At 72.1% G+C, this 11,827-nt stretch carries 11 protein-coding genes; 3 read left to right on the plus strand and 8 right to left on the minus strand.

Annotated features, from left to right (window positions below):
- Positions 1 to 167: 167 nt before the first annotated feature.
- Entirely contained in the window at positions 168 to 428 is a 261-nt protein-coding gene (locus BMY40_RS26135) for a type II toxin-antitoxin system Phd/YefM family antitoxin (protein ID WP_093663256.1), read from the minus strand.
- A gap of 708 nt (positions 429 to 1,136) precedes the next feature.
- On the opposite strand from BMY40_RS26135, the gene BMY40_RS26140 reads away from it, so the two are divergent.
- A complete protein-coding gene (locus BMY40_RS26140) occupies positions 1,137 to 2,267 on the plus strand; it encodes a hypothetical protein (protein ID WP_093663257.1) in 1,131 nt (376 codons plus the stop codon).
- A 94-nt stretch (positions 2,268 to 2,361) separates the two neighbouring features.
- On the opposite strand, the gene BMY40_RS29215 is transcribed toward BMY40_RS26140, so the two are convergent.
- Positions 2,362 to 2,583 carry a hypothetical protein gene (locus BMY40_RS29215; RefSeq protein ID WP_093663258.1) on the minus strand — a complete coding sequence of 74 codons (222 nt, stop codon included), beginning with the start codon at positions 2,581 to 2,583 and terminating at the stop codon, positions 2,362 to 2,364.
- A gap of 308 nt (positions 2,584 to 2,891) precedes the next feature.
- On the opposite strand from BMY40_RS29215, the gene nagB reads away from it, so the two are divergent.
- Positions 2,892 to 3,677, plus strand: coding sequence for a glucosamine-6-phosphate deaminase (gene nagB / locus BMY40_RS26150; protein ID WP_093663259.1), 786 nt, complete (start codon positions 2,892 to 2,894; stop codon positions 3,675 to 3,677).
- A gap of 202 nt (positions 3,678 to 3,879) precedes the next feature.
- On the opposite strand, the gene BMY40_RS26155 is transcribed toward nagB, so the two are convergent.
- The 6 genes from BMY40_RS26155 to BMY40_RS26180 all read right to left on the minus strand — a co-directional run bounded on the left by BMY40_RS26155 (position 3,880) and on the right by BMY40_RS26180 (position 10,073).
- Positions 3,880 to 4,572 carry an N-acetylmannosamine-6-phosphate 2-epimerase gene (locus BMY40_RS26155; RefSeq protein ID WP_093663260.1) on the minus strand — a complete coding sequence of 231 codons (693 nt, stop codon included), beginning with the start codon at positions 4,570 to 4,572 and terminating at the stop codon, positions 3,880 to 3,882.
- Entirely contained in the window at positions 4,569 to 5,522 is a 954-nt protein-coding gene (locus tag BMY40_RS26160; protein WP_093663261.1) for an ROK family protein, read from the minus strand. The genes BMY40_RS26155 and BMY40_RS26160 overlap by 4 nt, the downstream gene beginning before the upstream one ends.
- The gene (locus tag BMY40_RS26165; RefSeq protein WP_093663262.1) at positions 5,519 to 6,478 is read right to left on the minus strand and encodes a dihydrodipicolinate synthase family protein; all 960 of its coding nucleotides are present in this window, start codon (positions 6,476 to 6,478) and stop codon (positions 5,519 to 5,521) included. The genes BMY40_RS26160 and BMY40_RS26165 overlap by 4 nt, the downstream gene beginning before the upstream one ends.
- Positions 6,479 to 6,557: 79 nt before the next feature.
- Positions 6,558 to 8,042: an exo-alpha-sialidase gene (locus BMY40_RS26170; RefSeq protein ID WP_093663263.1), complete on the minus strand. Its 1,485-nt coding sequence runs from the start codon at positions 8,040 to 8,042 to the stop codon at positions 6,558 to 6,560.
- 25 nt (positions 8,043 to 8,067) lie between these two features.
- Entirely contained in the window at positions 8,068 to 9,090 is a 1,023-nt protein-coding gene (locus tag BMY40_RS26175) for an acetylxylan esterase (protein ID WP_093663264.1), read from the minus strand.
- A 230-nt stretch (positions 9,091 to 9,320) separates the two neighbouring features.
- A complete protein-coding gene (locus tag BMY40_RS26180; protein ID WP_093663265.1) occupies positions 9,321 to 10,073 on the minus strand; it encodes a FadR/GntR family transcriptional regulator in 753 nt (250 codons plus the stop codon).
- 182 nt (positions 10,074 to 10,255) lie between these two features.
- Here BMY40_RS26180 and BMY40_RS26185 point away from each other — a divergent pair, with 182 nt between their 5' ends.
- Positions 10,256 to 11,809, plus strand: a complete 1,554-nt coding sequence (locus BMY40_RS26185; protein ID WP_093663284.1) for an ABC transporter substrate-binding protein — start codon at positions 10,256 to 10,258, stop codon at positions 11,807 to 11,809.
- The last annotated feature ends 18 nt before the right edge of the window (positions 11,810 to 11,827 follow it).

Genomic DNA, 11,827 nt, shown 5'->3' on the forward strand with positions numbered 1-11,827 from the left:
CCCGACGTGGATGCGCAGCACATCGCTGCTGCCGAAGGCGCCCTGGGGGCGGGGGTTGTCGGCGAGGTGGTCGACGGCGGTGAAGACCTGCCTCACCCCGTCGGGGTCGTCCTTGGCGAGCCGCTCCGCCTGGACCAGGGCCTCGGGCTCCCAGACGACCTCATACCTCACGCCTGGTCCTGGCCGAAGACGCGGCGGTAGGCCTCCTCGTGCGGGACGCCGGTGTCCTCGCCGCGGGCCTGGCGGGCGCGGTAGGCGGCCAGCGCCCGCAGCTCCTGCAGTTCCAGGGCATCGGCGGGGCTGACCAGCATCGCGACGGTCTGTCCGTGGTCGGTGATGGCGACCGGTTCACGGGTGGCGCTGACCTCGCGTGCGATGGCGCCGAGCCGGGCGCGGGCTTCCACGATCGAGTAAGTGATCTCCGTCATGCACGCCACCTTACGGAAGTGTGCACCTTCCGTGCCGCTTCTCGCGTGACGTGGCAAGAGCCCGCCACACCACCGCCAAGCCTTACTGGACCGAGGCGGAGTACCGCCGGCGCCGAGCAGGGCTCCGGTCCGTCTCAGGTCACCTGGCTCCACTTCCGGTGGCCGCGGCCACCGGCTCTGCCCTCCCTCCGCTGGCCCCGAGTCCTTCCAGGCCATGCGCCACCCCCCAGGCGAGGGCCGGGCTGAACCAGGCTCCCTGGTTCAGCCCGGCCTGTCACAGGACGGTGGTGAGGCGTTCGATGACCGCGCGGGCGGCATCCTCGGAGCCCGCCGCAGCCCTGCTCCCCGAGCGTAGGCTCCGCGTCCGTGAACACGGCTGCGGCCGTTCGCCCCGCAGGGTGACACCACCTACCCGCACACCGCCCCCCTGCCCGGGGCCCGCCATCACGTGGATGTCGCGCCGACACTCGCGGCGGTGATGGCGCGTGGGCGGCGGGGGCAGGCTTGGCCGGGACACCCGGTGGTGAAGGCGGAGGCAGGCTGTGGCGAGTGACGGCGGTGACCATCATCAGCGTCTGACAACCCGGCTCACCTCGCCCCAGCTCCTGCCGTTCCGAGTGCGCCGTGCTGGAGAGGGATGTCGATACTTCGCGGGGCTGTAGTCGGTGTCTGCGGTGACCGCAGCCGTCTGTGCGCGTTGTACGTGACGTGCCAAAACTTTCACCGAGCCCGTCTCCTGTTTCGGCTGCGCCGACCGCGGCGAGCGCTCCTCTGTCTTTCCTGCTGACCACGCAGCAAGGCGAAGCCGCCCGTCGCCTCCTGGCCTACGTGGCTTCTTTGCCGTTGACGGGCGCGGATGCGCAGCTGCTCGCCGTGGTCGTCGCTATCCGCGCCGCCCGGAGCGGGGCCGGCAACCTCACCGGGGCGGACCTGCGCTCCCTGCGCCTGACCGACCCGGCAGGCGCCCTCACCGCGGTGGAGGCCCTGGGCTGGCAGGCGCAGGGGGACCTTCTGGGGGGCGACCCGGATACCCCCGTGCCTATCACTGTGCCTGCCCTGATCGGCGAGACAGACCGCAAGCTGCCTTTCGGCAAGCTCATGCGTTCCCGGGTGTCGGGGTGGACGACTCGGACCCTTGCCGTCAAGCCGGTGAAGAAGGCCACCCCTGCCGCGCGGCTGGCCGCGCTGTTCCTGGCCTCCCACAGCTCACCCAACGGCTACGGCACCCTTCCTGCCGCCCTTCCCGGCCACTGTCGCGCCGCCCTGCCCGAGCTACGGTCCAAGGGCTTCCTGTCCGAGCTCGAGGACGAGCAATATCTGCTGACCGAAGCCGTCCGGCACCTGTCGGGCATGGGTCCTCGCCCCCACGCCAAGGCAGCAGTCGACCTGCTCCGCTGGCAGGCATGGAAGGAACGGGCGAGTGCTGCGCTGCGCCGGCATGTTGAGGCCGTCGAGCACTGCTCCCTGTGTGCCCTGCCTACCGAACGGGTGGCGAGGGCGTTCATGGGCGAGCCTTCCGCTGTCCGGTTCTCGAAGAAGGTGCACTCCGCCTACGGCGTGTGGAAGGACACCCAGCCGGACCGGGGCCCTCGTGCCGCGCAGTTCGCGGCGGCCTTCCGTGCCGAACACGGCCACGGCCCCTCGATGAAGCAGTTGTGTGAAGGGCTGGGGTGGCAGGAGCAGCCGCGGGATCTGCGGCACTTCATCGTTCTGCGTCTGATCGCGAATGAGTGGTTGACGAACACCGCGCCTGTGCCCTGGACCCTGCGGCCGGGCAGGGCCGCCCGGATCGGTCCCCCTGCCGCTGTTCCAGCCGCCGGCAGCGCGGCGCAGCGGTAGACGCTGCTGCGCCGCGCTGCCGGTCCAGGGACCGTCTGCTGATCGGAGGTGGTCACGTCGCCCATCCCGAAGCGCGGCGATACCGGCAACCCTTTCAGCTTCCGGTGCGGGTCGGGCGACGGGCCGACGGCTGCAGGGTCCCGACGGCAGCCTCCGCGGTGTCGGTGCGGCGGGCCACGCCCAGTCCCGCGAGCCGGTCGGTGGCCTGCGGCACGGCGTTCATCGGGACGCCCGCCAGCAGTCCTTTGTTGCAGCCGCCCATGCCGGCGTGGGCGGCGGAGGCGTCCGTCTGCGCCAGGACCGCCCGCTGCGGCACCCAGGGGTGCACCTCGATGTTGGACGGGCGGTGCCCGGCTCCCCGGATCGGTGTACTTGCCGATCTGGAGGACGGTGCACCGGCGGTGGACCTCCGGCCGGCGGGTGTGCGCCGGGCCCAGGGAGGTCGGCGGTACCTTCTCCGCACCTTTGGGGCGGGTCCGGCCGCCCACGCCCGCGGATACGTCGAAGCAGGGCCCGGTGAACGCCGCCGTGGTGGTGTGGGTCCTGTGGGTGTGCGGCTGCGGTCCGCCCCCTGCTATAGTGGTCTATACCACTGGTGTTCATTCTCGGATCGGCAGGCGCAGCGTGGAAGTTGTCATCGTCCCGGACGCCGCCGCGGGCGGGGAGATCATCGCCGAGGCCATGGCCGACCTTCTGCGGCGAAAGCCCGGCGCGCTGCTCGGTGTGGCCACGGGCTCGACGCCGCTGCCCGTCTATCGGGCCCTGACAGCCAAGGCCGCCGCGGGCGATGTGGACGTCTCACGCGCCCGGATCTGCCAGCTCGACGAGTACGTCGGCCTGCCCGCCGGGCATCCCGAGTCCTACCGCTCGGTGGTGTTGCGCGAGGTGGTGGAACCGCTCGGGTTGGACGAGGCGTCCTTCATGGGACCCGACGGCTCCGCCGAGGATGTCCCGGCGGCCTGCGCGAGGTACGACAGGGAGTTGGCCGAGGCCGGCGGTGTGGACCTCCAACTGCTCGGCATCGGCACCGACGGGCACATAGGTTTCAACGAGCCGTGCTCCTCGCTGGCCTCCCGTACCCGCATCAAGACGCTCACCCGGCAGACCCGCGCCGACAACGCCCGCTTCTTCGACGGTGACATCGACCAGGTGCCGCACCATGTCATCACCCAGGGCATCGGCACCATCCTGGAAGCCCGCCATCTGGTGCTGCTCGCCACCGGCGAGGCCAAGGCGGAGGCCGTCGCGCAGACCGTCGAGGGGCCGCTGACCGCGATGGTCCCGGCCTCCGCACTGCAGATGCACCCCCACGCCACGGTCGTGGTGGACGAGGCGGCGGCGTCCCGGCTGAAGCTCGCGGACTACTTCCACGCCACCTACGAGGCCAAACCGCGCTGGCAGGGACTCTGACGGCCGGCGCGGGGCCGCCCGCGGTACGGCACCGGCCGCGGAGCCCGGCGTCCCCTCCGCCCCGGTAGGCCCGCACGGACCTACCGGGGCGGAGAGGACGTCCCGGAAGCCGCCCGCCGCACGCCGTGCGGCCCCGGCCGGAGGGGAGGGCCCGGCCGGGGCCTGTGGGGGAGTACCGGAAGGACGGCGCCCGGCCTTCCGGTCAGCCCGCCAGCTCGTCCACAAAGCGCCTGGTCAGCGCGGTCGGCGCCGTGATGGCGGTACCTACGACGACGCTCAGCGCACCCGCCGCGAGTGCGTCGGCGGCCTGCGCCGGAGTGGCGATGCGTCCCTCGGCGATCACGGGGGTGCGAACCGAGGCGGCGAGTTCGGTGACGAGCCGCAGATCCGGCGCCGTCTGCCGGGGCGACCCCGGCACGTATCCCGACAGGGTGGTCGACACGAAGTCGGCGCCCTGCGCGGCGGCTTCCCGGCCCTCGCCAAGAGTCGAGACGTCGGCCATGACCAGGGCGCCCGCCTCGTGGACGGCCGCGACGAGTTCGGTGAAGGTGCTGCCGTCGGGGCGCGGCCGGGCGGTGGCGTCGGCCGCGACGACCACGGCTCCCGCCTCGACGACGGCGAGCGCGTGGCGCACGCTCGGGGTGATGTAGACGCCGGTGCCGCCGTCCTTCCACAGCCCGATCACCGGCAGGTCGACGGCCGCGGCGGCGGCCGCGACGACCTCCGGTCCGTTGACGCGCACGGCCGCGGCGCCGCCGGCCTGCGCCGCGCGGGCCATGCGCACGAGGGTGCCGGTGTGGCGCATCGGGTCGCCGGGCGGTGCCTGGCACGACACGATCAGACGGCCCTTCAGAAGAGCGGCCAAGCCGGAGGGCTGGGGCGCGGACGAGGTCATGGCGTGGCTCCAGAGGTGCGGGGAGGGTGCAGGGGCAGCGTGCGGGTCAGCGCGGCGGCCCCGAGGACTGCCGCGTCGTCTCCTGCGCCCGGCGGGACCGGGCGCAGGGTGCGCAGCGGGGGCATGAGTTCGGCGGCGAAGGCCGAGCACAGGGAGTCCCAGTACAGCGCTCCGATACGGGGCACTCCTCCGCCGACGGCGACGCGGTGCGGTCCAAGGGCGTTGGCGAGGCCGCCCAGGGCGCGGCCGGCCGCACGGGCGCCCGTGACGATGGCCGAGACCGCGTGCGGGTCCTTGCGGGCCGCGCGGCCGGCCACGGTCTCCAGGCGGTCGGCCGGGTTCCCGCTCAACCGCGTGTAGTGGGCGGTGATGCCCGGCCCGGCGGCGATCGCCTCCAGGTGGCCGATGGCTCCGCAGGTGCAGGGCAGTCCGTCCGCCTCGGGGCTCGGCAGGTGGCCGAGGTGGCCGGCGATTCCGGCGGCGCCGTGCAGTATGCGCCCCGCGGCGGCGACGGCGCCGCCGACGCCGGTGCCGACGGCCGCGTAGATCAGCGTGGTTCCCTCGCCGCCGTCCATGGCGGCGAGTTCCGCGGCGGCGGCGGCCCGTACGTCGTTGTCGCAGGCCACGGGGAGCCCTGTACGGCCGGCGAGGCCGTCGGCCAGGGCGGTGCCGGCCCAGTCGCGGAGGGTGTCCGTGGCGCTGACCACGGTCCCGGAGGCGGGGTCGATCACTCCGGCCGCGGCGACGCCGATCGCGGTGGCCTCCTGCCTCCGGACAGCACGGGCGGCCTCGGCCAGCGCGTCCAGCACCGCATCCGCCCCCCGGGCCGCCGGGGTGGGCAGTGTGTGCCGGGCCAGGACGGCGCCGTCGCCCGCGACGAGGGCGGCGGCGATCTTCGTGCCGCCCAGGTCGAGGCCGATCACCGGTGTGCCGCGGTGCCGTGCCGTCATCGGACCGGGAGCAGTCCGGCCCCGCGCAGCCGCTGCTCGACGTGCGCGACCGACGCGTCGTCCAACTGGATCTGCGGGGCGGCGGTGGTGCCGTGCGTGAACACCCCGAGCAGCCGCAGCGCGTGCTTGAACGCGCCGATGGCGGAGGAGTTGCGGCCCATCTCGTCCTCCGGGCCCGCGTCGACCATGCCGAACAGCTCGACGAGCCGCTCCTGTTCCTTGACGGCGCGTTCGAGGTCGCCGCCCCGCACGGCGTCGTAGAGGCGCACGTATCCGGCGGGGTCGACGTTGCCCAGGCCGGGTACGACACCGTCGGCGCCGGCCAGCAGAGCGGCGTCGACGGTCAGTTCGGACCCGGTGAGGATGCTGAAGGAGGGGGCCGGGCCTTCGGCGCGGCCGTGGCGTCCGCCGAGCTCGACAATGAGTCTGCGCAGGGAGCCCTCGTCGCCGCTGCTGTCCTTGAGGCCGGCGAGCGTGCCGTCCCCGGCCAGTTCGCGTAGCAGGGAGGTGGAGAGCTTGCTGTGCACGGAGACCGGGAGGTCGTAGGCGTACAGGGGCAGGCCGATGCGGGAGCGGATGGTGCGGAAGTGGCGGATGATCTCCCGGGGGTGGGTCCGGGTGTAGAAGGGCGCGGTCGCCACCAGGGCGTCGGCGCCCGCCTCGCGGGCGGCCTCGGCGTGGGCGAGCACCCGGGGTGTGGTCATGTCGATGACGCCGGCGAGCACGGGGACGCGCCCGCCGGCGCTCTCCACTACCGTCCGCAGCGCCGCTTCCCGCTGCCGGTCGGTGAGGAAGGCGACCTCGCTGCTGGAGCCGAGGGCGAACAGGCCGTGGACCCCTCCGCTCACGAGGTGCTCGACGTGCCGGGCGAGCGAGGCGGTGTCGACCTCGCCCGATGCGTCCAGGGGGGTGCAGACGGGCGGTACGACGCCGCGCAGGGGCAGGGACGAGGACATGAAGGGGCTCCTGGGGAGGGTGGTGTCGGTACGGAACGGGCCGCCTGCGCGAGGCGTCGCGCGGGCGGCCAGGGGCGGGCTAGGGCGCGGTGACGGTGAGCGTGCCGTCACCGTAGGACCGCTGCCAGCCGCGCACGAGGTAGGTGGCGGTCGTCGGCACGGCGCCCGCGGCGGCGTTCGCGGGGACGGTGACGGGGATCTTCATGTTCGCGCCCTGGCCAGGCCTGAGAGCGGGCACGGTCACGCTCGGGGCGCTCCAGCCTGCCGGCAGCTTGAGGGAGACCGTGCCGGAGGGGAGGTCCACGTCGTTCTGGCTGACGACGCGGACGGTGACTTCGGTGGTCCTCCCTGCGGGCAGGGAGGCGGGCGGGGTGACGGTGACGGGCGCACAGACTCCGCCGAGCCACTTCAGGTCGAAGGAGGAGTAGGTGATGTGCTGGTAGTTGGCGCGTTCCCACAGCAGGCCCACCCGGGGGTTGGCCGCGGTGCCGTCGCTGAGTGGGGTGAGCGTGGAGTAGGCGGCCGAGCCGGCCTCGGCGGTCTTGCGCACCGGCCAGTTCTGCCCGTTGTCGCAGGAGAGGCGGACGGTGAGATTGCTGCGGCTGCCCGTGGCGGCCGTGTTGCTGAACATCAGCCAGGAGGCGCGTGGGTGCGAGGCGGGTACGTCCGGCGCGAAGCGCATGACGGAGCCGTTGTTGGCGGGGTCGGGCAGTTCCCTGTCCTGCTGGAACGGGGTGTAGGTGACGCCGCCGTCGGTGGAGTAGGCCACCGTGCGGTACGGCGCGGATCGGTTGTTGAGCATGATGCGGCCGTCGGACAGCTCCACGGTCTTGTTCTCGTCGCCGCCGGGGCCGACCGGGGTGCCCGTCCTCCAGGTGGCGCCGTGGTCGTCGCTGTAGGCGCTGACGGCGTAGTTGGCGCCGTTGTGGCGGATGGCGTACTGCTGGATGAGGCGGCCCGCGTACTTCCCGTGCCGCAGCTGGATGCCCTCGCCGGAGGCGGCGAACATCCCGGCCCAGGCCGGATTCTTGATCTCGGCGGTGATCCGTTCGTGCTTCCAGGTCAGGCCGTCGTTGTCGGAGTAGCTGTAGTCGGCTTGGAGGACGTTCGGGTCGCTCTCGTCGTTGCCGGTCGCCGAACCGAAGAAGCCCTGGTTCACGGAAGCCGCGTAGAAGACGAAGATTCGCCCGGTCTGCCGGTCGACGAGGAGGCTGGGGTCGCCGTAGCCCTGGGGGGCGGGGTCTTTGCGTACGACCTGCTGGGGCTGCCAGGTGGCCCCGCCGTCGGTGCTGCGGCGCAGGACGATACCGAGGTTGCCGGGCAGGTCGGCGAGGGTGGGGCGGGCGTCGTAGGCGGCGATCAGCGTGCCCTTGACCGTCCTGGTCAGGGCGGGGATGCGGTAGTAGGGGGAGCCTGCGCCGGCGGTGGCGATGTCCTGCGAGACGAGGGCGCCGGGAGCGAAGGCGGTCTGCTGATCGGCGGTGTGCGCGGCGGGCGTGCCGGCGATCAGCAGGGCCAGGGCGGTGGCTGCGGTGGCGGTGACCAGAGTGGCTCTGCGCTGCATGAACGGGCCTCTTCTCAGGTGGGGGTCAGGCGGGCTGGGGGGCGTGCAGGGTGGAGGGACCGGATTCGTTCAGGGGGCGGGGCGGGGAGAGCAGGTCCCGGACCCAGGCGAGTTGTTCGCGCCGGTGGTGACCGCCGCCGCCCTCGTGGCCGTTGAACTCGTAGACGCGCAGGTCCTTGGGGCCGCCGTAGCGGTGGTAGGCGGCGAAGCAGGTGGAGGGCGGACAGATCTCGTCCATCATGGCGATGGAGAAGAGCGACGGGGCGGTGGCGCGGGCGGCCAGCAGGGCCGCGTCGACGTAGGCCAGGGTGGCGAAGACAGCCTCGGCACGGTCGCGGTGCAGACGCAGATACTCCGCGATCTCGGTGTAGGGCGGCGCGCCGGCGATCGTCGCTCCGCGCCGGATGTCGCACAGGAAAGGGACGTCGGGCATCACGCCAGCCAGGCCCGGCACGAGCCCGGCCACCGCGAGCGAGATGCCGCCGCCCTGGCTGACGCCGGTCACGACGGTCCGGTTCGGGTCGACGGCCGGATGCGCGCGGGCGGCCTCGACGAAGCGCACGGCGTCGGTGAACACGCGCCGGTAGTAGTGGTCGTGGGGGTCGTCCACGCCGCGGGTCAGGAAACCGGGGACGTCGCCGTTCAGGGAGGCCGTGTCGGGGGTGTCGCCGCCGGCCGTGGACCAGCCCTGACCCCGTGTGTCCATGACGAAGTGCGCGTAACCCGCGTTCGCCCACAGCACCTGCTCGTGCGGCAGGCCGCGTCCGCGTCCGTAGCCGAGGAATTCCACCACGCAACCCAGTGGGCCGTCGGCCCCGGCGGGCAGGTGCAGCCAGCCCCGGACGGGCTCGCCGGCGAATCCCGGCACGGTCACGTCGTAGGTCGTCACCTGAGTCAGGCCGGTGTCCACGGGAGTGAGGCGGGGGGCGCCGCCGGCTGCTCGGGCCGCCCGCAGGGTCTGGTGCCAGAACGCGTCGAGGTCGGCGGGCTCATCGAGGTCGGGCTGGAGTGCGAGGCACTGGGCGAGGGTGAGGTCCGTCAGTGGCATGAGGAGGGCCCCGGTGGGTGAGGCGTGCGCGCGGCGCAGCGCGGAAAGTGTGGGAGGGGGAACGTCAATCCTTGACAACAGACGTCTGATGTCTGTCGTCCTGGGACCTTAGGGATCTGGGAGAGGGCCGTCAAGTACTCGGCCCGCCCGCCCGGTGGGGGCCGGATGTTCCGTACGGCACGGAGGAGGCGGCCCCGGCGTGGGGCCGCCTCCTCCGTGGGGCGAGCGGGTCAGCGGCGCGCGCGGGCCTCCGCGATCCGCTTTCGCACGGGCGCGTAGTGCTCGGTCAGCGCGGCCGCGAACTCGGCAGGGTCCCGGTCCCGCACGGCGTCCACGATGCGCTGGTGGTTGGCGATGGTGGCCGCCTCGTGCTCGTGCGTGAAGACGTCGAGGTGCGGCGCGACGATGACGTAGACGTCCCAGAACGCCGCGGAGAGCTGCCCGATGAGGTCGTTGCCGAGGGGGGCGACGAGCAGGGTGTGGAAGGCCCGGTCGGCCTCGATGAAGCCGTTCCCCTCTCCGGCGCCGGCCTTGCGCATCTCGTCGACGAGCGCCGCCAGGCGGTCGACCTGGTCGTCGCTCAGGGACTGCACGAGCCGCTCCGCCATGCCGCGCTCGAACAGCTCGCGCACCTCGATGAGGTCGGACATCACCTGGAAGTCGTCGTCGGGGCTGAGCAGACCGCGGAAGGCCAGGCTCTCCACCAGGGCGGACAGGCTCAGCCGGCCGACGTAGGTGCCGTGGCCGTGCCGCACCTCGACGATGTCGAGCGCGGTGAGGATCCTGATCGCCTCCCGCACGCTGGAGCGGCTGGCGCCGAGCGCCTCGCACAGGGCGGGCTCGGTCGGCAGCGGATCCCCCGGGCGCAGCTGGTTGCGCAGGATGTAGGACTTGATACCGTCCACGACCTCCTGTCGCAGTGGTTGTCGTGCCACCTTTGGTTCCGGCGCCGCACGTCGGATCTCACCTTGTCCCACCGCCACCTCTTGACCCCTCTCCATCGCCGGGCTACGTTCCCACGCTATCAAGCATCAGACATCAGACGTCTGACACATTTCGGTGAGGTGGGCTCGCGCCCACCTCACCCCTGCAACGCCCACCACGTCTCCGCCTGGAGGAACCCTTGTCCGCGCGCAGTGCAGCAGGCGTCGACCGCCGCACCTTCATGAGATACACCAGCGCCATCGGTGTGGCGACCGCGATCACCGCGGGCCTGTCCGCCTGCGGCGGCCCCGGCAGCACCGGAAGCGAGTCCGGCGGTTCCGGCAGCGGCACCTCGACCATCGAAGCCGGGCTCTCCTACCCCCTCTCCACGGGCTTCGATCCGATGATCACCTCCGGCGCCACACCGTACGCCGCCAACATGCACATCTTCGAGGGATTGGTAGACCTCGACCCGGCCACGCTCGTCGCGCGGCCGACACTGGCCACCGAGATGCCCAAGAAGATCAACGCCACCACCTACCGGGCCACCCTGCGAGAGGGGGCCACCTTCCACGACGGTTCGCCGGTCACCGCGGACGACGTGGTGTTCAGCTTCGAGCGCGTCCTCGACCCGGAGAACGCCTCGCTGATGGCACAGTTCGTGCCCTTCATCGACCAGGTGAAGGCGGTCGGCACTTCGACGGTCGAGTTCAAACTGAAGCACCCCTTCGCGCTCTTCCCCTCGCGCATATCCGTGGTGCGCATCGTGCCGAGGAAGATCGTCGGCGCCGACCCCAAGGCTTTCGACGCCAAGCCCGTCGGCTCGGGCCCGTACCGCTTCGTGTCGGCGGTCCGCGAGGACAAGATCGTCATGGAGGCGTACGACAAGTACAACGGGCCGCACCCGGCCAAGGCCAAGAAGATGGTCTGGTACCTGATGTCCGACCCGTCCGCCCGGGTCAGCGCACTCAAGTCCGGCCGGGTCCAAGCCATCGAGGACGTGCCCTACATCGACGTCAAGGGCTTCACTGACAAGGACAAGGTGGAGTCCGTCCAGTCCTTCGGGCTGCTCTTCTTGATGTTCAACTGCAAGGACAAGCGCTTCGCCGACAAGCGGGTACGCCAGGCCCTGCACTACGCGCTCGACACCGAAAAGATCATCTCCACCGCGCTGCTGGGCAACGCCGAACCCGCCACCGGATACGTGCCGGCCACGCACCCCGACTACCGCGAGGCCGCCACCGTCTACGGCCACGACCCGGCCAAGGCCAAAAAGCTGCTGAAGGAGGCGGGCGTGGACAAGCTCTCCTTCACGCTGCTGCTCACCGACACCGGCTGGGTCAAGGACATCGCACCGCTGATCAAGGAGAGCTGGGCGGCGGCCGGCATCGACGCCAGGCTGGACATCGCCCAGTCCCCCGCCCAGTACGCCAAGATCGACAAAGGCGACTTCGACGCGCTGGCCGCGCCGGGGGACCCGTCGGTCTTCGGCAACGACGCCGACCTGCTGCTGCGCTGGTTCTACTACGGCTTCTGGCCGGAGAAGCGCTACGGCTGGGCCGGCTCCGACGCCTACAAGAAGACCAGGTCGCTGCTCGACAAGGCCGCCTCGGAGGCCGACGCGGACAGGCGCAAGGAGTTGTGGGGCCAGGTCACCGACCTGGTCGCCGAGGAGGCGGCCCTGTACCCGGTGCTGCACCGCAAGCTGCCCACCGCCTGGCGGGACGGGACACTGCCGGGCTTCAAGCCGCTGCCCACCACCGGTCTGTCCTTCATCGACGTCGGCCGCGCCTGAGCCCGTACACCCGCCCTC

Source organism: Streptomyces radiopugnans (assembly GCF_900110735.1).
In the GTDB taxonomy this organism is placed as follows: Bacteria; Actinomycetota; Actinomycetes; order Streptomycetales; family Streptomycetaceae; genus Streptomyces; species Streptomyces radiopugnans.

Excerpts from the sequence above, each read along its gene's own strand:
- BMY40_RS26185 (WP_093663284.1), top strand. The coding sequence starts at position 10,256 with ATGAGATACACCAGCGCCATCGGTGTGGCGACCGCGATCACCGCGGGC.
- BMY40_RS26170 (WP_093663263.1), bottom strand. The coding sequence starts at position 8,042 with ATGCAGCGCAGAGCCACTCTGGTCACCGCCACCGCAGCCACCGCCCTG.
- BMY40_RS26175 (WP_093663264.1), bottom strand. The coding sequence starts at position 9,090 with ATGCCACTGACGGACCTCACCCTCGCCCAGTGCCTCGCACTCCAGCCC.
- BMY40_RS26135 (WP_093663256.1), bottom strand. The coding sequence starts at position 428 with ATGACGGAGATCACTTACTCGATCGTGGAAGCCCGCGCCCGGCTCGGC.
- BMY40_RS26155 (WP_093663260.1), bottom strand. The coding sequence starts at position 4,572 with ATGACCTCGTCCGCGCCCCAGCCCTCCGGCTTGGCCGCTCTTCTGAAG.
- BMY40_RS26160 (WP_093663261.1), bottom strand. The coding sequence starts at position 5,522 with ATGACGGCACGGCACCGCGGCACACCGGTGATCGGCCTCGACCTGGGC.
- BMY40_RS26165 (WP_093663262.1), bottom strand. The coding sequence starts at position 6,478 with ATGTCCTCGTCCCTGCCCCTGCGCGGCGTCGTACCGCCCGTCTGCACC.